Consider the following 23,271-nt stretch of genomic DNA (forward strand, 5'->3'; position numbering starts at 1 on the left):
GAATTGCCTCCTTGCGACTAGTATCAAGGCAATTGTAATAAAAATACATTTAGGTTATCATCGAAATATGAATGTATACCCAAATATTTCATATATCGCAAAACTAATCGCCGATCCGACAAGAGCAATCATTCTGGACTACTTAATGAATGGCCAAGCCGTACCGGCAAGTGAACTGGCTTATGTGGCCAAGGTTTCGAACGCGACAATCAGTTCCCATCTCGCTAAATTGGTTGAAGGCAACCTCCTGATAGCGGAACAATACGGAAGGCATCGCTATTATCGACTGGCGAACGCAGAGATCGCGGAGGTTCTTGAAGCACTAGGGACAATTGCTCCCCCTGTTCAAGTGCGTTCATTACGACAGTCAGATCAGCTGAAGCAAGTTCGCCATGCTCGAACCTGCTACGATCATCTGGCAGGGGAACTCGGAGTAAAAATGACCGAAGCACTGCTTCAAAAGAATGTATTCACCCTAGAAGATGGGGAATATGTCGTAACGGAACAAGGGAAAGAGTGGTTGTTCCAACTTGGAATCAATACCGAAGAGGCCAATTCGAAAAGGAGGATATTTGCCAAGCCGTGTCTTGATTGGAGTGAAAGACGTTACCATATTTCCGGGTGGTTAGGTTCAGCAATCGCAGCTCGTTTTTTCGAACAAGGATGGGTCACCAAAAATGAGAAGAATCGAGCCGTTCACCTCACAGAAAAAGGAATCGAAGCTTTGAAAGAGCGATTTGGTATTGTGATGACATAAAAAACAGCGCTATCCTGTTATGGCAGGAATGCGCTGTTCACAGAAGAAGGCATGGCCTTTTCATGGACGTTTAAGTTTCTATATCCCTCGATTATCTCGCAGTTCTATAATTGTACCTTCGGGAGCTATTAATTTACACAAACTCCCATTTTCAACCTGATATATTTCTTTTCCGTTTTTTAACAGGAAACGAACGCCTAATGGTTTCAATTTCTCAACCTCGTTAACCAAGTCTTCTACCCAAAGGCAAAGATGGGCGATTCCCTGCGAATTGGGATTGAAGTTACTAAGGCTCTCTCCTATTTTTCCAGTTTGTAGCTCAATATGAAAATTCCCTAACTTCAACCAAGTATTATAATGACGATTGTGGAAATTAGGACATTCCGAAATCAGTTCAAAGCCAAGAAATTTCGTATAAAATTGTAAGGATTCTTCATAATGATTGGTTTGGATACAGATATGGTGAACAAAATGGGAGTTCATAATACCTCCTTCTTACAGACACGTTTTAATTAAGATTACTCTTCTACAGTTTGGAAACCCAATAAATCAATCGACCAACGATATAGCCAAGTACGATCACCCAGCCGATTTTGCCCCAGACCGTGAGACCTGTGATATACTCCTTGATCGTTTTACGTTTCATAGGTTGCGGATTCATCAGTTTCTTCTCCTTTCGAATGGGAGTTGAAGCGGATAAACAGATAAATGCCCGACAGAATGATAGCACCACCTAGGTACTGTGGAAGGGTTACTTTTTCGCCAAGGATAAAGTAAGCCAGAATCGAAGTTCCAACAGGTTCACCCAGGATACTCATCGAGATCGTTGAGGTATTCAACCACTTGATCACCCAGTTGAAGATCGTGTGGCCAAGCAAGGTTGGAATGAGCGCGAGACAGAAGAACCAGCCCCAATCGCTTGCCGGATAGCCTTGCAAAGGATATCCCATGAAACCATCATAGAGCAGCAGGAAGAAGCTGCTGGTGCTGTAGACTAGCAAGGTGTACGTCAGCATAGAAACATCCCGACGAATGTGCTGGCCGATGAGCCAATAGGCTGTGACCGTTAATGCTCCAAGCAGCGCCAGAATATCTCCAAACAGGGCTTTACCCCCTACCTGTAAGTCTCCCCAGCCGATGACGCAGCTACCCCCTATCGCTAACAATCCGCCCAGTATTCCAATTATGTTCACTCTTTCTTTGAAAAAGAAGTACCCGCCGATGAAGGCGAATAACGGCTGAAGTGTGACGAGCACAGTAGAGCTGGCAACCGACGTATAATTAAGCGACTCAAACCACAGGACAAAGTGGCTTGCCAGAAATGCGCCTGATAAGGAGCCCCATGCCCATTGCTGCCATTGCAAGCGTCTTATTTCTTGAAACACACCCTTGGTGAAAAAGAGGAAGGGAAGTGTCAACAGCACGGAGAAAATCAGTCGATACGTCGCAATAATCGCAGGTGGAGCAGAAGCCAGTTTGACAAAAATTGCAGAAGTTGACACCGCGGCGACACCAATAAATAACGCCAGATACGGTGGAAATGTCGGCTTTTCCATGTGAATCTCCCTTAATATTTTTGCAGAATATTTGACACTATCGTTTTATTGTACCAGCTTTCGGTCAATCTACAATGAAGAAATGTTTAACTCCAGTGATTTTTGCTACTCTCGACAAGCCTATGGTATGATGAAAGTTAGTGAAAGTAAGAGAGGGATCGGACCATGAATCATTTGATACTTATCGATGGAAATAGTATTGCTAATCGTGCGTTTTACGCTTTGCCACTCCTGTCAACGTCACAGGGCTTACATACGAATGCCGTCTTAGGCTTTACGACTATGCTGTTAAAAGTAATGGAAGAAATGAAACCGACCCACCTATTTGTTGCCTTTGATTTTGGCAAGGTGGTGTTTCGTCACAGTGAATTTGTGGAATATAAAGGGAAACGGGCAAAAACTCCACCAGAGCTGTCTGAGCAATTTCCGGTGATTCGTGAGTTGTTGGATGCCTTTTCGATCCAACGCTTTGAATTGGAAGGCTATGAAGCGGATGATATTATCGGAACGTTGACGCTTCGCGCAGATCAAGCGGATGAATGGAAGGTTACGGTGATTACGGGAGACAAGGATATGCTTCAGCTTGTCTCGGATCGGGTTTCTGTCGCGCTTACTCGTAAAGGGGTAAGTGAGATTGAGTTGTACACGACCAAGGAAATCTCTGAGAAATATGGACTTACGCCTACTCAAATCATCGATCTCAAAGGCTTGATGGGCGATACCTCGGATAATATTCCGGGGGTGCCGGGAGTTGGCGAGAAGACCGCTCTTAAGCTGCTTCACGAGTATGGCACTGTGGAAGAAGTGCTGGCTAATATCGACAAGGTCTCAGGCAAAAAGCTACAAGAAAACCTGCGCAACAACGTGGAGCAAGCCAAGATGAGCAAATCATTGGCGACGATCCTGCGGGATGCTCCAGTTGAAGTTGAATTGAACGACACCGTGTACAATGGCTACGATTCCTCCGCATTGGTCGAGTTTTTCAAGAAGATGGAGTTCAAATCGCTTATTCCTAAAGTAAAGACATCTTCTTCAGACTCCAAAGAGCATGGGGAGGATCAGCCAAAAGAAGCGTTTTCTTTTGAAGTGATAGAGGCGGATCAAACCGGAGCATACAACGATAAACTTACTTCCCCGATGGGACTTAGCTTGGAATTTGACGGTGATAACTACCACCATGCTCCACTGCTTGGATTCGGCTTCGCTAGTGGGGAACAAACCTTCTTCGTGTCGTATGAAGTGGCGAAGGAATGGAAGGAGTTCCAGGCTTGGTTATCAGACGACAAGCAAGACAAGTGGGTGTTCGACGGGAAGCGGGCGTTTGCCGGACTTGCCTGGCATGGCTTTGAGATCAAAGGAATCCGCTTTGACAGCTATCTGGCTTCCTACCTTTTAAATGCGACGGAAAGCAATCCGAGTCTGCATGATGTTGCCGCTCAGTATGCTTCCGTTCAATTAGCCAGCGACGAGGATTTGTACGGCAAAGGCGCGAAACGTACACTGCCTGAGTTAACGGTGCTCTCTGAACATGTGGCTCGCAAAGCCAAAGCGATCTGGCAAAGTGTGACGGTCATGAAACATGAAATTGAAGCCAATCAGCTGGATGAGCTGTTGTCTCAGATTGAGGAGCCGCTTAGTCTTGTGTTGGCCCAAATGGAATATACCGGCGTGAAGGTAGATAGCCACCGATTAGTCGCAATGGGCGAATCACTGGATCTTCAGCTGGAAGATTTGACCCAAAAGATCTACACGCTGGCTGGACAGGAATTTAACATTAATTCACCAAAGCAATTAGGGGAGATTCTCTACGACAAGCTGGCTTTACCCGTACTCAAAAAGACCAAAACAGGACCGTCTACCAGTGCTGATGTTCTGGAGAAACTAGCGCCTTATCATCCGATCATTGAAACAATCCTGCACTTCCGTCAACTTGGCAAGCTGCGCTCTACTTATATTGAAGGCTTGTTAAAAGAGATTCACCCGAGAACAAGCAAGATCCATACGCGTTTTAATCAGGCAACCACCGCAACAGGGCGCTTGAGCAGTACAGAGCCAAACTTGCAGAATATCCCGATTCGCTTGGAGGAAGGGCGCAAAATACGTGAAGCCTTTGTCCCATCTGAGGAAGGCTGGTACATGCTGGCGTCCGACTATTCACAGATTGAGCTGAGAATTCTTGCCCATATCTCGCAGGATGCCAACCTGATTGACGCCTTCCAGAAGGGTATGGATATTCATACGCGCACGGCAATGGACGTATTTGGTGTAGAAGAGGGCGAAGTAACCTCTCTGATGCGTCGCCAAGCCAAAGCGGTTAACTTCGGGATTGTGTACGGGATCAGTGACTACGGACTTTCGCAAAACCTGAACATCACACGTAAAGAAGCGGGAGAATTCATTGAACGGTATTTCTCTGTCTTCTCCGGCGTGAAACGATACATGGAAGAGATTGTGGAGCAAGCCAAAAAAGATGGCTATGTCACCACTTTGCTGCATCGCCGCCGCTATCTGCCGGATATCAAGAGCAGTAACTTTAATCTTCGTTCGTTTGCTGAGCGTACGGCAATGAATACGCCGATTCAAGGTACTGCCGCCGATATCATCAAGCTTGCGATGATCCGTATGCAGGAGCGAATGGAAGAGCTAAAGCTGAGAAGTAAAATGCTTCTGCAGGTGCATGACGAACTGGTCTTTGAAGTACCGGAGGATGAGCTTGCGACCATGCAGCAAATCGTGCCAGAAGTGATGGAAGAAGCCTTGCAACTAGACGTTCCACTCAAGGTAGACGTTCATTATGGACGGACCTGGAACGAAGCCAAATAGGGAGGATCACCATGCCTGAATTACCAGAGGTTGAAACGGTCGTCCGCACGTTACGTCAGCTCGTCATCGGGAAAACCATCGAGCGAGTCAGTGTTTTACTCCCACGGATTATCCGACGTCCCGATGATGTCGAGGAGTTCAAAGCCCAATTAATCGGACAAACCATTCACCAAATCCAGCGCAGAGCCAAATTCATCAAATTCGTGCTGGATCGAGACGTCCTGATTTCTCATCTGCGCATGGAAGGTCGATATGGCCTGTATCAGTCTGAGGAAGAGGTTGAGAAGCATACGCACGTCATTTTTCATTTTACGGATGGCACTGAGCTGCGCTATAAAGATGTGCGACAGTTTGGGACCATGGATGTCCTTCCTTTGGGAGAAGAGCATCACAACGAACCGTTAAAGAATTTAGGGCCTGAGCCATTAGACCAAGAATTTACGCCTGCGATGTTAAGGCGAATGCTTTCCGGCAAGAAAACGAAAATCAAGCCGCTCTTGTTAAATCAAGAATTTCTGGTGGGCTTGGGGAATATCTATGTGGACGAGGCACTATTTAAAGCGCGCATTCATCCAGAGCAGAGCGCGGGCGATTTGACGCCAAGACAGATGAATCGTCTGCATGAAGCGATTGTCACCACGCTGCATGAGGCGATTGAGCAAGGCGGCAGCTCCGTAAAATCGTATGTGAACGGCCAAGGAGAGATGGGCATGTTCCAGCAATCTTTGAATGTGTACGGGCGAAAAGGAGAGGCCTGTCCGAGCTGCCATACAGAAATCATCCGTTTCGTGGTGGGGGGAAGAGGTACTCATATTTGCCCGAAATGCCAGAAGCTGTAGAAAGGAGGGAAGACATGATTATTGGACTTACAGGCGGGATCGCCACTGGTAAAAGCACTGTTTCTTCGCTATTCAAAGAGCACCACATTCCTGTTATCGATGCCGATTTAATCGCTCGCGAGGTAGTGGAGCCAGGCAAGCCTGCTTATGAGCAGATTGTCCAGTACTTCGGTCAAGAGATTCTTCATTGGGACGGACAACTTGATCGCAAGAAGTTGGGTGACATCGTTTTTAGTGATGACGAGAAACGGCATGTGTTGAACACAATCGTTCATCCCCAGATACGCAAAGAAATGGTGGAGCGAGCCAGTGATGCTGGAAAGGCGGGAAACAAGCTGGTTGTCATGGATATTCCTCTTTTGTTTGAGAGCAGGCTACAGTATATGGTGGATCGCATTGTGCTGGTTTACGTTCCATCTGATGTTCAATTAGCCAGGTTGATTGAGCGGGACGAGGTTGACGAGCAGCAGGCCATGAAGCGAATTCGAGCACAATTCCCGATAGAAACGAAGAAAGCGGAAGCGACTTATCTCATCGATAATTCGGGTTCACGTGAACAGACTAGAGAGCAAGTCGATCGGTTGCTTGCTACTTTGCAGGCGGAGTTGAATCAATGAAAAAGCGGAAAACAGCAGCGATACTTCTCTTGATTCTGATGGGAGTATTTTTGCTTATGAGCACGCCGTACATCTGGAAGTGGGTATATCCGATTAAGTATGAGGCGGAGGTTCAAACGGCTGCCAAACGTTTTCAAGTGGATCCTTTCTTATTGTTGGCCATTATCCGTACAGAGAGTAACTTTAATAGTAATCTAACCTCCAAAAAAGGCGCAATTGGCCTCATGCAGGTCATGCCCAAAACGGCGGACTGGGTGATTTCACAAGCGTCTTTTGATCCCATGGCGAAAGAATACTTGGACACTCCAAAAGTAAACATCGACATTGGAACCTGGTATGTGTCCTATCTAATGAAGAGGTACGATGGGGATCTCGTGCTAACGATCGCCGCCTACAACGCCGGTCCCGGCAGTGTGAATACGTGGATCAAGAATCAGCGGTGGGATGGCAGAAAAGAGACACTTGAAGATATTCCATTCGGTGAGACCCGACATTATGTACAGCGTGTCCTCTATTATCACAAGCGCTACCAAGAGATTTATCAATCAGAATTTACTTACTGAAAAAAGCAAGCAGGAGCTCGACTCTTGCTTGCTTTTTGTGATTAAGACTGTTCCTGTGGGGAGGAAGCTCCTTTTCGGAACAGGATATAAAATAGCACTGAAACCATGCAATACATAATCGCCGTCAAACTAAAGGCGTAGGCGTAACCCCAGTACGCGCCATACGTGTGGACAAGAAATGTGTTCACCGGAGCAACCAGGAACCATCCAAGATTGAAGGCAGCATCTCCCATACTGTTAGCCAATCCACGCAGAGAGTGATCAACACGCGCCATTTTAATCGATGTCTGGAACGGATTGGCGGCATTCATCAACGCTTGCCGGAACAGATATCCGCCACAGGCGAGAGGAAAGTTCATCGTGAAGGCGGTGAGCAGTAAGAACGGGATAGAGGAAAGCTGCAGCACGATCACCGCGCGTACCTCCCCGAGCTTTCTGGCGATTGCCGGTCCGATCAGATAAGCAATTGCTGTAGCCGCCTGTCCCAGAGATACGATAATTCCTATCGATGTTTTGGAGGAATGAAATCGATCAGCGAAATAGACGTTCAAATATGGAACAATTAGGCCACCCGCTGAACTTGTCAGAAGAGACAACAAGGTAAACCAGCCAATTACGGCAAGGGATTTTCGATGATGGTTCAAGAGTACACGCAAGGGCTGTTTGGTCTGTTTTTCTATCCCATCACCTACAGATGGTTGAAACATAGTGACGGGAATAAGTCCAATCGCGGCACACCCCACACCAATCAAAAGCGTAATACGTAAACTAGCCACCTCCGAAAAGCCGATGGAACCGTTCAAAAAGTCAGTAAGGATTCCCCCGCCGATATTACCAACAAAGTTGGCAATCATCATGAGAGCCATGTTGAAGCTGAAGAGATGAACCCGCTGATCCATCCGGGAATTAGCAGCCAGAAAAGGAATACCGGTTACCTGAACCATGGCGAGAAAAAGTCCACTAATGAAAGCAGTTGTCCCAAGATTATGGATATTCGAAACACAAGCACGAAGTCCAAGGGCAGCGATGGCGAACAAGAGGCCAATCTGAGCCACTCTTTTTGGGCCATAACGATCACTTAGGATACCAACGGGAATCAAGCTAATGGCTGACCCCAATGCCGTCATCGCGACAACATTACCGACTGCTTCCTGCCCGTACCCCAGTGACTTGATATACAAATTATAAATAACGCCAAACATACCCAATCCCGTGTTCCACAGGATATTAAACCAAAAAAACAGCTTGACGTTACGGCTGTAACCATGAAGATAATCCACCCACTCACGAAAAATAGCCACAAGCACACCACCGTTTTGTTGGATAATTTCAACTATTAGCATACTCCACTGTGGTATACATTTACAGAAAAAAGTTCAAGGGAAACGTAAATCCTTAGCGAAAATGATATAATTTTGGCGGTGGATTACTTGATATTCAACAGGTCACAAGGAAGGGGAAATATTCGTGAAGGATCTAAGCCAATTGGAACCAGGCATTCGAAAATTGGTTGTCGAGTTCATTGAGGCGGGACGTCCCTCCGCAAGACTTCAGAGCTTTCAAGAGCGTCGTGAGGGATACCTGAACTCGATTGCTCTAGCAGGAGAGTCAGAACCTGTATGGAAGGTTGTTGATGAGACAATTGACGGCATACGGCTACGGGTCTATAAGCCTCTGGATCAACAGAATCTGCCTGTTTTCCTCTATTATCACGGGGGCTGCTTTGTAAGCGGTGATTTCGAAACGCATGATCGTCAATTACGACAAATAGCGAATTTAAGTGGCTCACTCGTCATCGCGGTTGATTACCGTTTGGCACCGGAGCATGTATATCCAGCGGCACATGATGATGCGCTCAAAGCTGCTCATATCGTTCAAGAACATGCCTTGTCTTGGGGTGGCAACCCGGATGATATTACACTTGCAGGAGATAGTGCAGGGGGACATCTGACGCTCGTTACTTGTTTGAGGCTCAAGGCGGAAGGGAATTGGATTCCCAAACGACAAATTCTCATTTATCCGATGCTGGATGCGAGCGGTTCAAGTGAAAGCTATCAGAAATACGGCGATGATTACGTAATTACTCGGGAAACGCTTCAGAGCGGCTTCGAGGCTTATTTAGCTGACCTATCAAACGATCATCCAGAAGCAAGTCCGTTATTCCGGGATGATCTGCAAGGTCTTCCTGAGACGTACATCCTGACTGCTGAGTTTGATCCGCTGGTTGACGAGGGAGAAACGTTTTACCGCCGATTGTTGGAAGCTGGAGTGGAGGCGCAATGCCGTCGGTACCTCGGTGTGAACCACGGTTTCTTTCAGCTTGCCGGGATCAGCCAAGCAGGGAGACAAGCGATCAAGGACGTCGCAGCTCTTGTCTCTGGGGAATAAGCGTTGAGGTTAGCGCGGTTTAGGCAAAGCTATCACTGCTCTTAAAGAAAAGGAATAGATCTTCCGCTGCAAAGGACAGATCTATTCCTTTTTTGCTTTATTTGTCCTGGGAACCTTTTCTAGAAGGAAAGAAAGTTAAGCTATGGAATAAGTATTGTGATTGCAAATATTTCACTGTTTCAACACGCAGTACTGCGAAAAGTGTTATACCAAAACCAAGCATGAATAAAAATAGGAAAGCAGGCTTCTTTGAATTTATTCACTATTCACAAAATAAAAAAGGAGAAGATGATCAATGACCACTCCTATCAAAATGTACGATTATCACGTCTGGGCGAACCAAACGATGCTGAATTATTTGAAGGAGCTGCCGCCCGATACATACAAGCAAGAGGTTCAAAGCGTTTTTCCTTCCATATCTAAAGCAATGGCGCACATTTACATGGTGGATACCCTTTGGATTGAGGTTCTCTGTGGGAAGAGCCTTACAGAAGCATTTCCATTGTCGAATCAAGTGAAGGAAGCAGCGGAGTCCGCAAGCATTGAGGAATTGCAAGCGATGTTTGACGACTTGTCCAAGAAGTATCAAGCGTTCTTCAGCCAGGAACCGGATATCGAGAGAAAGGTCATCCTTGATAATCCCTACACGAGAAAAAGGGTTACCTCTTTGGCGGAGATGCTTATGCAAGTGGTCAATCATGGAACCTATCACCGGGGGAACGTATCAGCTATGCTACGCCAATTGGGTCACGCTTCTACGATGACCGAATACGCTCTTTTCTGGTATCAGGATGACGCAGAAGAATGTTGATAAGAATGATGGGAAGCATCCTTGCAATTAGGGTGCTTTTTTTAGTGGGGGGCGGTTAAGGCTTAGGGTAATAACCAAGTTTTCTAACGTAAAAAACTATAATTACCGTTGAAAAGTCCAAATATTTATTTTTTAGTAAAACACATTGATAATTGTGTTATACTTATTATAATATAGATAAGCGATAAAGGATAACTCATTTGCTGAGAGGGGCATAAATATATGACTATCAAAATCGGAATTAATGGATTTGGACGAATTGGCCGTATGGTATTCCGACGGGCTATCCAAGACCCCAATATGGAAATCGTTGCGATAAATGCTAGTTATCCTCCTGAGACGTTGGCGCATTTATTGAAACATGACACCATACATGGGCGTATTTCGAATAAAGTTGAAGTAGATGGCAACAAAATTTTGGTCGATGGCAAACCAACTGTGGTGCTCTCCGACCGTGACCCGTTGAAACTTCCGTGGGGAGAACTGGGTGTAGAGATCGTTGTAGAAGCAACTGGCAAGTTCAAGGATCGTGAAGGCGCAAGCAAGCATCTGACAAGCGGTGCTAAAAAAGTAGTCATTACCGCTCCAGCAACAGGCGAAGACGCGACAATCGTAATGGGCGTGAATGATCAAATTTACGATCATGAGAAGCACCATATCGTCTCCAACGCATCTTGTACAACCAACTGCTTGGCACCAGTAGCCAAAGTTCTGCATGAAGCATTTGGCATCGAACATGGTTTGATGACAACAATTCACTCTTACACGAATGATCAGAAGAATCTAGATAACCCACATAAAGACATCAGACGTGCCCGCGCATGCGGAATGTCGATTATTCCAACCTCCACAGGAGCTGCTCGTGCAGTAGGAAAAGTACTTCCTGAATTGAACGGCCTCCTCAACGGTTTCGCGCTTCGTGTACCAACACCGAATGTGTCATTAGTAGATTTGGTTGTGAATGTATCCAAGAAAGTGACCATGGAAGAAGTAAACAATGTATTGAAAAACGCTGCGGAAGGTTCAATGAAAGGATACCTGGAATTCTGTGAAGAACCTCTCGTATCCAGTGATTTCAACGGCGATGACAATTCTTCCATCGTAGATGGTTTGTCCACTCTGGTTATGGGTGAGAAGCAAATCAAAGTACTGGCTTGGTACGATAACGAGTGGGGCTATTCCTGCCGTGTTGTTGACTTGGTTCGCCATGTATCCGAGCAAACCAATAGCAAAAAAGCAGTAACCGCAGAAGCTGTGCGCGCATAAACGTATGATTAACCCTCTGATCGAGTATAGGCTCGATTGGGGGGTTTTTATTTTGATGTTGATCGCCCTCGGTAAAGGAACCAAAGCAGGCTTCGAGAAGAACCGCTTGCCGCTCGACGATGTTTTATCCTGGAATAAATACGAAGCGTAAAACGATCAAAGCCGGAGATTCCTTCAACCAACGAAGGAGGAATTTCGGCTTTTTTTCTGCCGTCATTCTGTATGCAATAGGGCTCCTTGTTTTGTTTGCATGATTTCATGGAAATTCCAGTTTTAGTTATTATATATATTATTTTATAAAGTTTAGAATTATAATGTAAGAAATGACAAAACAGCTTGGAGGAATTGATGCGAAACATTGTGATCTTTGGAGCTAGCAAGGGATTGGGTGACGCATTTGTCAAAGGTTTGCCTGATGTAGGTGATCACGTTTGGATGGTTTCCAGAAGCTGCCCCACGAGCGTAACGCTTACCGACGGCGTCCATCGTCATTGGATCGAAGCGGATCTATCGTTGGCTGACGCAGGTGAAAGAATCGCAGACGCATTACAGGGAGTTACCGTTGATGTTCTGATCTATAATGTGGGCATCTGGGAGAGCAAAGGCTTTCGCGATGATTACGACTTTGAGAAAGATGATCCCAACGAAATTTCTACAATAATTCAGGTGAATGTAACATCAACTATTACGTGTATCCAGAAGCTGTTGCCCAATCTGAAACAATCGAACAATGCCAAAATCTTTTTAATCGGTTCTACAGCAGGCCTTGATCATAATGAATTTACGCAGGTTTCATTTGCGGCTTCCAAATTTGGCTTGCGCGGGATTTGCAATTCGTTACGGGAGCATGTAAAGAAGTATGGAATAGGCGTTACGTGCATCCATCCAGGGGAAATTGCCACCCAAATTCCCTATGAAGACGGGATCGAAAAAGTCTTGGCAGATCATCAGGGCACACAGATTCCACTTCACGATGTCGTTTCAATCGTTAAGTGTGTCATGAACCTTTCCAAGGCATCTTGTGTAAAAGAAATTCAAATGCCAGCGATGTTGGATACCAACGCATAAGTTTGAAGCCCTTCTCTCCCAGTTTTGACCATTTTGAAAATTTTGGTAGAATAAAAGAAGTCCAATATTTAGGACAAAGGGAGAGGGAAGGTGTAAATGATGAAAAAGAGAACAAGCCATGCGGCTAAAGTCAGTCTCGCGCTATTTGTGCTGATGGGGGGATGCTTGGCGCCATCTAGTGTGATGACAAGTCATGTGGCTCACGCCGCGGAACAAAAGCAGAATGAAATTACTCAGGAGGAAGCGGTGAAAATCGCCAAATCGCTGATTGCTATACCAGCATCGGCTAAAAAAGAACAGATCCGATACGAACCCGCACATCCGGAATGGGGCCAGAGAAATTCGACTTGGAATCTGGGGTGGAACATCTCTGCGGATGACGGAATGAACGTTTCGTTAGATGCGAAGACGGGCAAGCTTATCAATTACTACTTGTGGAATAGAGATCAAGCTCTGAAAGCAGGAGCTCAAAAACTGACCCCTGAAGCTGCGCAAAAGGCAGCTGAAGCATTCCTGAACAAGGTAGCGAAGGATGAAGTGGGCAAGCTGTCCAAGGCGAATGAATTCACAGGGAATAGCTACTCCGGCGCGAACGAACTGGGGCAAATCGGTTTTCATTACACACGAGTGGAGAATGGAATCCCTTTCCTGGAGAATGGGTTTGACATTACAGTCGATTCTTCCCTGAACATTATTAGCTTCAGTCGAAATTGGACGGAAGAGCCTTTGCTGGATGGAAAGGCGAAACTTTCAATTGAAGATGCCAAGAAAAAGCTGCAGGAAGGGATCAAACCTTCTCTCCAATACTCTCGAGTCGGTGATGTAATCCCCAGACCGGGCGCAGGCAGAGCATCTTTTTCACTTGTCTATAAATACACACAGGACGACCCGAGCATGGTAGACGCCAATTCGGGTGAAATAATGAACTCGGCAGGAAAAACCGTTACCCAAGGGACCCCGATCCAACCACTGGGAAGCACAGTACATGCCCAATCGGGAGCAGCCAAGCTGATTGGAATGGATGAAGCACAAAAGATCGCGGAAGAATGGATCAAAAAGTTCCCTGGGCAATTCCGATCTGAGGGCAACCAGGGTAGCGGAACATCCACTGACCCGGATGGAACCGTGAGCCGGTCTTGGTCATTTTCTTTTGTCCCTCTTGATTCTAAGAAATCAGGGTATGAATCCGGAATTAGGCTGACGATTAGTGATCGAGGAGAAAAGATCGGGTATGACAATCAAGCGAAACAAAATTATCGATTCGGTGGAACAGCAGAAAAAATTGATTCCCCGATTCCTTGGAGTAAAGCAAAAGAGAACGCCATCGACCTGGTGAAAAAAATGTATCCTGACCGGTTAGGAGAGCTATACCTCCTAAGCAAGGAGCCATCCAAAGAGATGCTCCAATCCATGCTGGAGAATAACAGTCGAGGCTATTCGATTTCCTTTGGTTGGTTATGCGACGGGATTCCTGTTGAAGGTCCATTTGGTGGAGTCGAAGTAGAGGTGGATCCCAAAGATGGGGAAGTCATCGGCATGCACAATTTTATTGAAGGGAATTCACCAGTAATAAACCCAATAAAACCGAAATTAGACGCAAAGCAGGCTGTCGAGGTAGAACTTCAGGAGAAGAAAGTCTTGCTCACCTATTTCCAGCCAGGTTTTGATTATCGGTATGGCCCAATGGATGTTAAGCAATCGACTCCGATTCTTGTCTACCGTTTAGTGGGAAGTAATGGAGTGGTCGATGCAGCTTCCGGGAAATGGATCAATTTTGACGAGTTAAGTAAGATGAAGGTACCGCAGGACATTGCCAATCACCCTGATAAAGAGGCGCTTTCTTTTGCGATCTCCAAAAACCTTCTCGACGTCCAGGACGGAAAACTGGAACCCGATAAATCTGTAACCAAAGCGGAGTTCATCGATTCACTTATAAAAATGAGTGGTCAGTACGAGCTACGATCCTTCAGGTTTGATGAATATCGTGATAATGAAGAACCTGTGAAGGTCAATTATCAGGATGTAACCGAGAAGCATCCTTATTATGGCGCAATCCAGCAAGCGGTGAAATATGACCTTATTGCTAACGGTGGCAAGCTAAATCCAGACCAACCGATTACTCGCGTAGAAGCTGCCCAGATGGTCATTCGTTTCCTTGGTTTAAGCCCAGTCCTTAAACATGAAGAGGTTTTCAAGGTTCCTTTCACGGATTTAGCCCCAGCCGATATCCCATCGGTAGCCCTTGCCTACTCGTGTGGATTGTTCCCGGTAAAAGCGAATCAGCATGAATTTAAACCAAAGCAAGCCATGACCCGCGCAGACGTCGCTGTGATGTATCAGCAACTGTTTAAAACGTTTGGTAGACGCTAAATATAAGAACGAAGACCCCCCTTCCAAAATGAAAGGGGGGCTTCTCATTCTATGAGATTATTGGTTCGCGGCTGTTTGTTTATAGTTGAACAAATCTTCATCTTCAAAGCCAATAATGAACATTCTTAATTCTTGCTTCAGATCGATCTCATACGGCAATCGTACATCATTCCCGCGACCGTCTCTTAAAACGCGTACGGTTGGACGGTGACAATAATCGGGATCCACCTTACAGATAACACCGGTCTCTCCGGTATTCAAGACAACCCCGCTTCCTAACGGGAAAATGGCGATGTGACGGCGGAAAGAGTCAATGAGATGATGCGAGAAAAGATGTCCGCCTGATCCGAGCAGATACTCCAACGCGTCCTGTGGCATGAAGCGTTTGCGCCATGGTCGAGGAGTAGTCAAGGAATCATAGATGTCACAGATGCCAACAATCTGGGCGTACTCGTGAATCTGACTTTTCTTCAGGGCTTGCGGATAACCGCTACCATCCAGACGCTCGTGATGTTGAAGGGCTACGTGAGCGGAGAGCAGGGAGAGATCGTGTTGCTTACGCAAAATGTTGAATCCATTCATGCAATGCTGTTTGGCAATTTCTTTTTCTTCAGCGGTCCATTGGGTCTCTTTGTCCAGCATTTCTTTGGGCAAGTCTATTTTTCCGATGTCGTGCAATAGAGCGCCGATACCCAGCTCCGTGAGCTGCTGCTTGTTGTAGCCGAGCGACATCCCGACAGCGGTTGACAATACGGCCACGTTGACCGAGTGATGATACATGCCGCCAGAATAGGTGGAGATCGTAGATAAATGGGTCAGGATTTCTTCATTGCCCATAATGTCGCCAAGGATCGCATGAAAAACCTGTTGGAAGTGAAGACCCATATCCTTCACGGAAATCCGTCGCGCCAGCTTATTGGTGTTGGTGATTTGTTTGATCGTTGACTGGATCGTTTCTATAGCGGTTTGACGAGTTTGTGGACGAATGACGTCTTTTACAATAATATCACTAGTACGGTCGTCTTCAATGTAGATGGAATCGATGTTGCTTTTTATCAGACCTTGAATCAAGCGGTCGTTAAGAACCATTCCTTGACCAAGGAGAACTTTTCCATCCGGGGTAAAAATGGTTTTCCCCAGCTTCATCCCAGATTGGACTTGTCTGATTGAAACTAAGCGCATAGCAAGTCCCTCCTCGTTTATGTTCACCGTGTTGGAAAAATTAACAAACCTTTCTTAGTTATATTGTAGGATTTTCGCAAATTAAAGAGAATAGGCACAAGGATTTGACTTGACTAGGCATTTAAGATGAGCGAGACTGAAAAAAAGCATTGACTTTACTGGAGCTGATGGTATATGTTATGTCCATTTTGTGAGTATAACGGGACTAGAGTCCTAGATTCGAGACCTTTTAATAATAATCGGTCCATTCGTCGCAGAAGAGAGTGCGAAGAATGTGGTCGAAGATTCACGACTTTTGAAGTGGTGGAAGAAACTCCCTTGCTGATCATAAAAAAAGACGGAACACGGGAAGAATTTAGCCGTGATAAAATTTTGCGTGGACTGATCAGGGCCTGCGAGAAACGCCCTGTATCGCTTGAAGTATTGGAAAATGTCGTTGGCGAAATTGAGAAGGAACTCAAAAGCTTAGCCAAATCAGAAGTTCCCAGCAAAGATGTGGGAGAAATGGTAATGGAGAGGTTATACTACGTAGACGAAGTGGCTTATGTACGCTTTGCCTCCGTGTACCGACAATTCCGTGATATCAACGTGTTCATGAAGGAATTGGAAGAATTGTTGGGACAAGCGCGCAGCCATCCTCACAAGTTCACCTTTAAGGGAGGAATGGAAGAAGAATGATAAGGCGAATGCTGTCTTTGTTGGCAATCTGTGTACTTAGCCTATTCAGCGTACTAAGTGGATGCGCCTCCATTCGGCAGCAAACGATTGATGCACCAGACCCTTTATCTTCCCATCCAACAGAACAAGTAAGAAATCTAACCTCGTATCCTTCAAATGAGCTGACTATCGGCAGTCTGGATCGGATGCCCACCTTTGATCCGTTTGGCACTTCCAAACAGGAGGCATTGCTCACAGCTTATGAATCGCTAAGCTACCGGGGACTTGTCACCTACGGATCGAAGCGGCTGTTTGACCCGAGTCTGGCTTCGGATGTTCAAATCAATCGAAATCAAGGAAAACCAATGATTACACTGACCCTGAGACCTGAGATGCGCTGGTCCGACGGGCAACCGATTACAACGGATGACGTGCTTTTTACGTACCAGATGTATGCGCGACCTGATTATTATGGAGTCTGGAGAAACCAGATGTTCCTAATTGCTGGCGTCTCCGACTATCGCAGCGGAAAAGCGCCAGGGATTGCAGGGATAACCTGTGACAAAAGTAAACGAAAAGTACAGATTTCGCTTACAGAGGAACGAATTTCGTTTCTGGATGCTTTAAGCGCGCCACTTCTTCCCCAGCATCAAGTAGCGGATAAATCGCTGGAAGAGATCACGCGATTGTCTCAAACCGGCAAACTGGTCGGAGCGGGCCCTTATCAAGCAGAGCGATTAGACGAGAAGAAGTGGGAGTTTGAAGCCAATTCAAACTACTACCAAGGGAAGCCGCACATTGATTATTTACGGGTTGTTCAGATTGATCAGGGACATCTAGAACCGGGTAACAATCAGAATCCGGCAATCCTGTTTAGCTGGATTCCGCCTAACTTGGCCCGTTCACTTGCGCCTTTTTCCAATGCGGCGATCCTGATGGCGAGAGGGAATGGCTATCACTTTCTCGGATTTAATACCGCGAGCGCTCAATTAAAGGACGTGTCGGTTCGACGAGCATTGGCTCAAGCGATACCCGTCAAGCAAATGGCCGAGCAGGTTTTCTACGGTTTTGCTGTCCAAGCCAAGAGTCTTTCACCACGAAAGTTGTCAACTTATCCGACAGATCAGCTTCCGAGTTACGATCCGAATACAGCGAAGAAAATCTTGGCGCAGCACGGCTATACCCGTCAGAAGCGGCTTGTGCTCACGCTTCATTACCCGGATGATCCCGTACGCAAGCGAATGGCAGAGTTTGTCGTGAAATCCTGGGAGGCTCTTCCTGTGAATATCGTGACGAAATCTTTGCCAGCCGAGCAATTCACAGAACATGTTTTTGGCGGAAATCCGGTTGATCTTTATCTGTACGCTTGGCGGTACCCGCGTAACCCCTCAGAGTTTCGGGCTCTTTTTCACAGTGGAGAGAAGGTAGGGGAATTGGGGTTGAACGCCTCCCGTTATGTCAATCAGGAAGCGGATCAATTGCTGGAAAAGAGTCAGGCGTTTCTACCAGATGAAGAACGTAAACGTCTCCTCACAAAGTGGCAGCAGCGATTCTCGACAGATTTGCCAATTTTTCCGCTTGTGGAGGCCGCTAACCCCTATTATGTTGCGAAAGGCAAGCTGAAGGGAGTAGTTGAGCCGCTTGGGGCGCAGCCTTTTGACAACATCCATCAATGGTTTCTGGAATAAAGAGTTTATGATTCTTCCAGAGGCTTCCCTACTTCCGAATCGCCTGTGATGGTATAATAGAGGGACGATTACGAAGCAGGAAGGAATTATCTAGGATGCGTGTAGTATGGAACGAGCTTACACCTAACGATCGATATTTGGTTCGTACCATTCGACCAATTAGTATTGCCGAGATGGGGTATGTGGCCCATCTCTATTTGCCGTTGATCGGAATTGCCTCTTATACTCTCTATCAATATTTTATTCATGATATACAGGAAGTCAGCAGTGCGGCAGCGGAAGGAACGCATCGCAGCTTGATGGGAGTGACTTCGCTTCCTTTGGATCGGCTTTTGGCAGCTAGAGAACGGCTGGAAGCGATGGGATTGCTGGATGTGCGCCGCCGCGAGAATCGGGATGGAGACTCCTTCTATGAATATATCGTGAGGCCGCCCTTGTCGCCTTATCAGTTTTTTCAAGAAGATATCTGGCCGGTCATGTTGTTGAATCAAGTAGGAAAGCCCAAGTATGAGCAGATTCGCCGACGTTACGCGGACACCGCCTTTCACGAGCTGGATGAGCAGTACCCGTATGAGGAGAATTTGACGAAGCGTTTCTATGAAGTGTTCTCTTCGCTTTCCCAATCCGAAATTCAAGTGCGTCAAGGGACTGAGACGGAGCAGTTTATGCAACGGACCAGCCAGCAATATCCGGCGAATCCGCTGGTTAGCGAGTTTGAAGCGGAAGCCAATCCCGCGCTGGATTTATCCTTTATTCGCTTGAATTTGCCCAAACACGTAGACGCTTCGCTCGTGTTGACCAAGGAAAATGTGGAGTTTTTCTTTGTGATTCTCCATTTCTATCAGATCAGCAGCTGGCTGTTGGGACAAGAGCTGAACGATTGGAGTCTTTACGATACACAGGGCAATTTGGACAGGCAAGCGGTTCGCAAACGTTTCCGTGAAAAATACGTGGATGGACGTCTCACCAGACAAGCCATCGAAATCCCGCAAGAAGAGCTGGGGCCATCTGTTCTGCCAGAGCCGGGAAATGCCTCGTTCAGGCGGATTTGTCAGATGCTTTCCCCGCTTGATCTATTGGAGAAAGCCATTGGCGGCAGAATTAACAAGACGTATTTGGAGCGGGCTGAATCGCTGATTTTTACCGATCGACTATCTCCTGAGGTGGTGAACGCGCTGCTCTTGTATGCTCTTAAGGAGACCAAGATGGAGCTGCCCAAATCCTATGTGGAGACGGTTCGCGACAGCTGGAAAGCCAAGCAGATCTCCACGGTGGATGATGCGGTAAAAGTCATACTGGAGCGCTCGGAAGCCAAAACCCAGGCACAGGAAAAAACGAAAACAGCCAAAAGAGAAACGGTACCGGCCACTCGGAAGACGGGACGAGGAATTCTGCAAGACAAACTGCCTGCGTCGATCGAACGGCAGTTAAAACGCGAACAAGAAACAGAGTCGACCGAGACTGTTCAAGATACGAACAAGAAACCGAAGAAAACCGTAATGGATGATCCAGAATTGCGTGCGTTGCTCGAGTCGCTACGCAAATCACCGGGGGGAGAGGATCAATAGATGGAGCCAATTTCACAGTTTATGGATGAATTAGCGAAGCGCCGACCCAAGCAATTGCTTAGCTTGGATGAACAGCTGGATAAAATGATGCGCTCTTCCGCCTATCTCAAGAACTTTCAACAAGCGAATCCTGAAATGACCCGAGAGGATTATTTACGCTCGCTCTCAACGGTGTACGAGGCGGTTAAAGACCATTATTGGTGTCAGAACTGTCCGGGGCTCAAGGAATGTCCGAACCTGGTAAAAGGACATGTAGCCAAACTGGACGTCCAAAATGAACAGATTGTCAGCGCGATCTCACCGTGCGCCAAACAGATGGCCTACGAGGAAGAGACCAAAACACGCAAGCTGATGCGCAGCTACTACGTGTCTGAAGAGACGTTCCAGGCATCCTTTGAATCGATGAACATTGATGATGTCAATCGTTCGGCGGTTGCGGCGGCGATGCGCTTTTGTCGTGAATATCAAGTGGGCGAGAAGATTAAGGGGCTTTATCTGCACGGCCCGTTCGGTGTTGGCAAAAGCTATCTGATGGGAGCACTTGCGCGTGAGCTTTCAAATCGTGGAGTGGCGTCTTTGATGGTATATGTTCCCGATTTTATTCGCGAAATGAAGGATTCGATTGCTGATCGTTCGTATACCAACAAGCTTCAATTGCTGCAAGAAGTGCCGGTGCTCATTCTCGATGACATTGGAGCAGAGAGTTTGACCCCATGGATTCGAGACGAGGTATTGGGGGTTATCCTCAATCAGCGGATTAACAATCATCTTCCGACACTTTTTACCTCTAACTATTCATTCGAAGAGCTGGAAGAACATCTGTCGATCAGTAATGGGAATCGGATTGAAGTGACCAAGGCTAGACGGATCATGGAGCGCATTCACCATTTCGTAGAGGTTTATCTGATCGAGGGAGATAATCGCAGAAAATACGACTGATGTGACTTTGCGCACAAGCTGTTTTCGTCGTAATAGGTACAATGAGGAAAGAATTAGTTACCTGTGCGACGAGGAGAGAAGAAGATGAACAAACCAACCTACCAACCCAAGCTCGATTTAACAGACTGGCAAAAAGCCAATCGATACGAAGTAGACCAAATCAAGCGAATTGTAGCCCCTGAGCTGCATTCCTTTATTGATGAGCACGCAGACGTCGCTATGCTGATGGATATTGTTAGAGAAGGATACAATCAAGCCATTTACCAGCAAGCCCTCAATGTGATTGGAACAGAGCTGGATCATCATTTTCTTTATGAGGAGGACTTCATTCTGCCGAGACTTCGCTCTCATATCGCAGAAGGTCAAGTGGGTCCTGCCGCCAAGTTGATTCAAGAGCATCAATTGATTCGCAAGCACCATCAAGAGACGATTTATTTGTTCGCCGAGCATGATCCGGCTGCTCCGTCCAAAGAACTGGTGCAAAAAATTAACCTGCTTGCCTACCTGTTGAAAAAACACATTGAAAAAGAGGATCACTACCTGTTCCCGATGTTCACAGCTATTCTGACGGACGAAGAAAAAGCGGCGATAGCACGTGACGTGGCCCAGGAAGATGCCAGACGCGCTGCGCTAAACGCTTAATCAGCTTTCCTATACGCAATGAGTTGAAACACATAAAAGGCACCCTGAAGCGAGTTATCTGCTTGAAGGGTGCCTTTTATTGTCTTGTTAAACTGCCAATAGGTATAAGCTAGTACTTCTCGCGCGTAATAGTAAGGAATGGACAGAACCTGGCTGTCGACCAGAACCGGATCAGCTTTCATCTGAAGTGTCCTGGCGATATCCACGGCCCGAGCCAGATGGAATTCATGACTCACAATGAGCGCCGTTTGTAGCTGGTGCCGCTCCATAATTTGCTTGGAGTTCAACAAGTTCTGATAGGTATCGTGTGATTGGTCTTCGATAAGAATGGCTTCCTCAGGAACACCTTTAGCCAACAAATACTGCTTCATAGCGGCAGCTTCTGAGATCGGTTTCCCATTGCCAAGGCCGCCACTCACCAAAATCTTTGGAACGAATTTTTGTTGATAGAGCCATAAGCTTTTGTTCAATCGCTCTTTTAACCCAGGGCTTGGTTGATCTCCCCAGACAGCAGCACCGAGCACAATCGCGACGTCTGCTTTGTGAGGAACGGCTGAATGGGCTACCTTCCAGATGTGTTGAACGACATACGCACTCCAGATCAGCCCTGCGACAGCAATCAGCAGAAGGGCTCGAATCCATGTGTTGTGTCGTTTCGCTTTTAACATCCTTTGACCCAGGTTTCCGCCCACTTCTGGACTTCTGCCATGACTGGTTCTAACGCTTTTCCTTTTTCTGACAGTTCGTATTCGATACGTACAGGAGTTTCCGGATAAACATGTCGGTGGATAATTCCTGCCGCTTCCAGCTCCTTAAACCGCTCTGTCAGCATTCGATCACTCATGCCGGGGATCACAGAAGAGATATCTTTAAAACGCTTCGGACCCTCCTGCAATACGTGAATAATCAAGCCAGTCCAACGTTTGCCAAGCAGTTCAAAGGCAGATTCAAATTTAGGGCACAAATGGTGATTACTCATTTTTACATCATCTCCATACCTACATTGTAACATAGCTACTTGACAAAAGTAAGTTGTTGTTTTAGTCTTACATAAAGTAAGTTAATAACAAAAACATCAGGAGGTTATTAATAATGAGTAAGAAAGTAGAAACAGGAGCATTGCTTCTTCGACTGGTTGTTGGTCTCGTATTTTTCATCCATGGATTGGATAAATATCAAAGCGGACTTGGAAACATTGCAGGTTGGTTCGAAAGCATCGGGCTTCCGGGATTCATGGCCTATATTGTAGGAACAATAGAACTGTTTGGTGGTATCCTGTTAATACTGGGAGTAGGCACTCGGTTCATTGCTTGGCTGTTAACTTGTATCTTGGTAGGTGCCATCGTCAAAGTGAAACTGGCGGTAGGCTTTATGGGCAATGGTCAAATGGCTGGGTACGAATATGATCTTGTTCTATTGGCTGTGACGGTCTTCTTAGGTTTAGTCGGTGGCGGACAAATTACTCTTGCGAAATTGTTTGGCAAAGGACAGAACGACACGGTGGTAGTTAAATAAGCCGTTTATCATATGAAAATAG

23 protein-coding genes are annotated in these 23,271 nt (G+C 46.4%); 16 read left to right on the top strand and 7 right to left on the bottom strand.

Annotated elements, in window-relative coordinates; translation table 11 throughout:
* Positions 1-67 precede the first annotated feature (67 nt).
* Entirely contained in the window at positions 68-757 is a 690-nt protein-coding gene (locus tag ACQCN2_RS00420) for an ArsR/SmtB family transcription factor (RefSeq protein ID WP_426926910.1), read from the top strand.
* A 78-nt stretch (positions 758-835) separates the two neighbouring features.
* On the opposite strand, the gene ACQCN2_RS00425 is transcribed toward ACQCN2_RS00420, so the two are convergent.
* From ACQCN2_RS00425 to ACQCN2_RS00435, 3 genes are read right to left on the bottom strand one after another with little or no spacing between them, the layout of a single operon-like run.
* Positions 836-1,240 carry a VOC family protein gene (locus tag ACQCN2_RS00425; protein WP_426926911.1) on the bottom strand — a complete coding sequence of 135 codons (405 nt, stop codon included), beginning with the start codon at positions 1,238-1,240 and terminating at the stop codon, positions 836-838.
* A gap of 43 nt (positions 1,241-1,283) precedes the next feature.
* Complete coding sequence (locus ACQCN2_RS00430) at positions 1,284-1,418, bottom strand: hypothetical protein (RefSeq protein WP_426926912.1); 135 nt, start codon at positions 1,416-1,418, stop codon at positions 1,284-1,286.
* Positions 1,393-2,313, bottom strand: a complete 921-nt coding sequence (locus tag ACQCN2_RS00435; protein WP_426926913.1) for a DMT family transporter — start codon at positions 2,311-2,313, stop codon at positions 1,393-1,395. Before ACQCN2_RS00435 ends, ACQCN2_RS00430 begins: the two co-directional genes overlap by 26 nt.
* A 165-nt stretch (positions 2,314-2,478) precedes the next feature.
* Here ACQCN2_RS00435 and polA point away from each other — a divergent pair, with 165 nt between their 5' ends.
* The 4 genes from polA to ACQCN2_RS00455 are packed head-to-tail and all read left to right on the top strand — an operon-like array spanning position 2,479 to position 7,155.
* Positions 2,479-5,136, top strand: coding sequence for a DNA polymerase I (polA, locus tag ACQCN2_RS00440; RefSeq protein WP_426926914.1), 2,658 nt, complete (start codon positions 2,479-2,481; stop codon positions 5,134-5,136).
* A gap of 11 nt (positions 5,137-5,147) precedes the next feature.
* Positions 5,148-5,975 carry a DNA-formamidopyrimidine glycosylase gene (gene mutM / locus ACQCN2_RS00445; protein ID WP_426926915.1) on the top strand — a complete coding sequence of 276 codons (828 nt, stop codon included), beginning with the start codon at positions 5,148-5,150 and terminating at the stop codon, positions 5,973-5,975.
* Positions 5,976-5,989: 14 nt separating this feature from the next.
* Positions 5,990-6,592 (top strand): dephospho-CoA kinase, encoded by a 603-nt coding sequence (gene coaE, locus ACQCN2_RS00450; RefSeq protein ID WP_426926916.1) that lies wholly within the window; start codon positions 5,990-5,992, stop codon positions 6,590-6,592.
* Positions 6,589-7,155, top strand: coding sequence for a lytic transglycosylase domain-containing protein (locus ACQCN2_RS00455; RefSeq protein WP_426926917.1), 567 nt, complete (start codon positions 6,589-6,591; stop codon positions 7,153-7,155). The genes coaE and ACQCN2_RS00455 overlap by 4 nt, the downstream gene beginning before the upstream one ends.
* A gap of 41 nt (positions 7,156-7,196) precedes the next feature.
* Here the strand turns inward: ACQCN2_RS00455 and ACQCN2_RS00460 are convergent, their stop codons facing one another.
* The gene (locus ACQCN2_RS00460; protein WP_426926918.1) at positions 7,197-8,498 is read right to left on the bottom strand and encodes an MFS transporter; all 1,302 of its coding nucleotides are present in this window, start codon (positions 8,496-8,498) and stop codon (positions 7,197-7,199) included.
* A 124-nt stretch (positions 8,499-8,622) separates the two neighbouring features.
* Here ACQCN2_RS00460 and ACQCN2_RS00465 point away from each other — a divergent pair, with 124 nt between their 5' ends.
* The 5 genes from ACQCN2_RS00465 (at position 8,623) to ACQCN2_RS00485 (ending at position 15,058) form a co-directional block, all read left to right on the top strand.
* Positions 8,623-9,543 (top strand): alpha/beta hydrolase, encoded by a 921-nt coding sequence (locus ACQCN2_RS00465; RefSeq protein ID WP_426926919.1) that lies wholly within the window; start codon positions 8,623-8,625, stop codon positions 9,541-9,543.
* Between the two features lie 295 nt (positions 9,544-9,838).
* Positions 9,839-10,354: a DinB family protein gene (locus tag ACQCN2_RS00470; protein WP_426926920.1), complete on the top strand. Its 516-nt coding sequence runs from the start codon at positions 9,839-9,841 to the stop codon at positions 10,352-10,354.
* A 222-nt stretch (positions 10,355-10,576) separates the two neighbouring features.
* Positions 10,577-11,620, top strand: a complete 1,044-nt coding sequence (locus ACQCN2_RS00475; RefSeq protein ID WP_426926921.1) for a glyceraldehyde-3-phosphate dehydrogenase — start codon at positions 10,577-10,579, stop codon at positions 11,618-11,620.
* A 348-nt stretch (positions 11,621-11,968) separates the two neighbouring features.
* Positions 11,969-12,688, top strand: coding sequence for an SDR family NAD(P)-dependent oxidoreductase (locus ACQCN2_RS00480; RefSeq protein WP_426926922.1), 720 nt, complete (start codon positions 11,969-11,971; stop codon positions 12,686-12,688).
* 96 nt (positions 12,689-12,784) lie between these two features.
* Positions 12,785-15,058 (top strand): S-layer homology domain-containing protein, encoded by a 2,274-nt coding sequence (locus ACQCN2_RS00485; RefSeq protein ID WP_426926923.1) that lies wholly within the window; start codon positions 12,785-12,787, stop codon positions 15,056-15,058.
* A gap of 57 nt (positions 15,059-15,115) precedes the next feature.
* Here ACQCN2_RS00485 and ACQCN2_RS00490 read toward each other — a convergent pair whose 3' ends face one another.
* Positions 15,116-16,240, bottom strand: coding sequence for an HD-GYP domain-containing protein (locus tag ACQCN2_RS00490; RefSeq protein WP_426926924.1), 1,125 nt, complete (start codon positions 16,238-16,240; stop codon positions 15,116-15,118).
* A 174-nt stretch (positions 16,241-16,414) separates the two neighbouring features.
* Between ACQCN2_RS00490 and nrdR the strand changes: the two genes are divergently transcribed.
* The 5 genes from nrdR to ACQCN2_RS00515 all read left to right on the top strand — a co-directional run bounded on the left by nrdR (position 16,415) and on the right by ACQCN2_RS00515 (position 21,734).
* The gene (nrdR, locus tag ACQCN2_RS00495) at positions 16,415-16,918 is read left to right on the top strand and encodes a transcriptional regulator NrdR (protein WP_426926925.1); all 504 of its coding nucleotides are present in this window, start codon (positions 16,415-16,417) and stop codon (positions 16,916-16,918) included.
* Positions 16,915-18,585: an ABC transporter substrate-binding protein gene (locus ACQCN2_RS00500; RefSeq protein ID WP_426926926.1), complete on the top strand. Its 1,671-nt coding sequence runs from the start codon at positions 16,915-16,917 to the stop codon at positions 18,583-18,585. The genes nrdR and ACQCN2_RS00500 overlap by 4 nt, the downstream gene beginning before the upstream one ends.
* A gap of 95 nt (positions 18,586-18,680) precedes the next feature.
* Positions 18,681-20,153: a DnaD domain protein gene (locus ACQCN2_RS00505; RefSeq protein ID WP_426926927.1), complete on the top strand. Its 1,473-nt coding sequence runs from the start codon at positions 18,681-18,683 to the stop codon at positions 20,151-20,153.
* On the top strand, positions 20,154-21,092 hold the full coding sequence (gene dnaI, locus ACQCN2_RS00510; protein ID WP_426926928.1) for a primosomal protein DnaI: 939 nt from the start codon (positions 20,154-20,156) through the stop codon (positions 21,090-21,092). It begins immediately after the preceding gene.
* A gap of 84 nt (positions 21,093-21,176) precedes the next feature.
* On the top strand, positions 21,177-21,734 hold the full coding sequence (locus tag ACQCN2_RS00515; protein ID WP_426926929.1) for a hemerythrin domain-containing protein: 558 nt from the start codon (positions 21,177-21,179) through the stop codon (positions 21,732-21,734).
* On the opposite strand, the gene ACQCN2_RS00520 is transcribed toward ACQCN2_RS00515, so the two are convergent.
* A complete protein-coding gene (locus tag ACQCN2_RS00520; RefSeq protein WP_426926930.1) occupies positions 21,731-22,402 on the bottom strand; it encodes a YdcF family protein in 672 nt (223 codons plus the stop codon). The genes ACQCN2_RS00515 and ACQCN2_RS00520 overlap by 4 nt on opposite strands.
* On the bottom strand, positions 22,396-22,713 hold the full coding sequence (locus ACQCN2_RS00525) for a winged helix-turn-helix transcriptional regulator (RefSeq protein WP_426926931.1): 318 nt from the start codon (positions 22,711-22,713) through the stop codon (positions 22,396-22,398). Before ACQCN2_RS00525 ends, ACQCN2_RS00520 begins: the two co-directional genes overlap by 7 nt.
* A 113-nt stretch (positions 22,714-22,826) precedes the next feature.
* Here ACQCN2_RS00525 and ACQCN2_RS00530 point away from each other — a divergent pair, with 113 nt between their 5' ends.
* Positions 22,827-23,249: a DoxX family protein gene (locus tag ACQCN2_RS00530; protein ID WP_426926932.1), complete on the top strand. Its 423-nt coding sequence runs from the start codon at positions 22,827-22,829 to the stop codon at positions 23,247-23,249.
* Positions 23,250-23,271 lie beyond the last annotated feature (22 nt).

It is taken from the genome of Brevibacillus ginsengisoli (genome assembly GCF_050113715.1).
GTDB lineage: Bacteria > Bacillota > Bacilli > Brevibacillales > Brevibacillaceae > Brevibacillus_H > Brevibacillus_H ginsengisoli.

What these genes read in the sequence shown, in the direction of transcription:
- ACQCN2_RS00420 (WP_426926910.1), top strand. Translation starts at nt 68, where the DNA reads ATGAATGTATACCCAAATATTTCATATATCGCAAAACTAATCGCCGAT.
- ACQCN2_RS00425 (WP_426926911.1), bottom strand. Translation starts at nt 1,240, where the DNA reads ATGAACTCCCATTTTGTTCACCATATCTGTATCCAAACCAATCATTAT.
- ACQCN2_RS00430 (WP_426926912.1), bottom strand. Translation starts at nt 1,418, where the DNA reads ATGAATCCGCAACCTATGAAACGTAAAACGATCAAGGAGTATATCACA.
- ACQCN2_RS00435 (WP_426926913.1), bottom strand. Translation starts at nt 2,313, where the DNA reads ATGGAAAAGCCGACATTTCCACCGTATCTGGCGTTATTTATTGGTGTC.
- polA (WP_426926914.1), top strand. Translation starts at nt 2,479, where the DNA reads ATGAATCATTTGATACTTATCGATGGAAATAGTATTGCTAATCGTGCG.
- mutM (WP_426926915.1), top strand. Translation starts at nt 5,148, where the DNA reads ATGCCTGAATTACCAGAGGTTGAAACGGTCGTCCGCACGTTACGTCAG.
- coaE (WP_426926916.1), top strand. Translation starts at nt 5,990, where the DNA reads ATGATTATTGGACTTACAGGCGGGATCGCCACTGGTAAAAGCACTGTT.
- ACQCN2_RS00455 (WP_426926917.1), top strand. Translation starts at nt 6,589, where the DNA reads ATGAAAAAGCGGAAAACAGCAGCGATACTTCTCTTGATTCTGATGGGA.
- ACQCN2_RS00460 (WP_426926918.1), bottom strand. Translation starts at nt 8,498, where the DNA reads ATGCTAATAGTTGAAATTATCCAACAAAACGGTGGTGTGCTTGTGGCT.
- ACQCN2_RS00470 (WP_426926920.1), top strand. Translation starts at nt 9,839, where the DNA reads ATGACCACTCCTATCAAAATGTACGATTATCACGTCTGGGCGAACCAA.
- ACQCN2_RS00475 (WP_426926921.1), top strand. Translation starts at nt 10,577, where the DNA reads ATGACTATCAAAATCGGAATTAATGGATTTGGACGAATTGGCCGTATG.
- ACQCN2_RS00480 (WP_426926922.1), top strand. Translation starts at nt 11,969, where the DNA reads ATGCGAAACATTGTGATCTTTGGAGCTAGCAAGGGATTGGGTGACGCA.
- ACQCN2_RS00485 (WP_426926923.1), top strand. Translation starts at nt 12,785, where the DNA reads ATGATGAAAAAGAGAACAAGCCATGCGGCTAAAGTCAGTCTCGCGCTA.
- ACQCN2_RS00490 (WP_426926924.1), bottom strand. Translation starts at nt 16,240, where the DNA reads ATGCGCTTAGTTTCAATCAGACAAGTCCAATCTGGGATGAAGCTGGGG.
- nrdR (WP_426926925.1), top strand. Translation starts at nt 16,415, where the DNA reads ATGTTATGTCCATTTTGTGAGTATAACGGGACTAGAGTCCTAGATTCG.
- ACQCN2_RS00500 (WP_426926926.1), top strand. Translation starts at nt 16,915, where the DNA reads ATGATAAGGCGAATGCTGTCTTTGTTGGCAATCTGTGTACTTAGCCTA.
- ACQCN2_RS00505 (WP_426926927.1), top strand. Translation starts at nt 18,681, where the DNA reads ATGCGTGTAGTATGGAACGAGCTTACACCTAACGATCGATATTTGGTT.
- dnaI (WP_426926928.1), top strand. Translation starts at nt 20,154, where the DNA reads ATGGAGCCAATTTCACAGTTTATGGATGAATTAGCGAAGCGCCGACCC.
- ACQCN2_RS00515 (WP_426926929.1), top strand. Translation starts at nt 21,177, where the DNA reads ATGAACAAACCAACCTACCAACCCAAGCTCGATTTAACAGACTGGCAA.
- ACQCN2_RS00520 (WP_426926930.1), bottom strand. Translation starts at nt 22,402, where the DNA reads ATGTTAAAAGCGAAACGACACAACACATGGATTCGAGCCCTTCTGCTG.
- ACQCN2_RS00525 (WP_426926931.1), bottom strand. Translation starts at nt 22,713, where the DNA reads ATGAGTAATCACCATTTGTGCCCTAAATTTGAATCTGCCTTTGAACTG.
- ACQCN2_RS00530 (WP_426926932.1), top strand. Translation starts at nt 22,827, where the DNA reads ATGAGTAAGAAAGTAGAAACAGGAGCATTGCTTCTTCGACTGGTTGTT.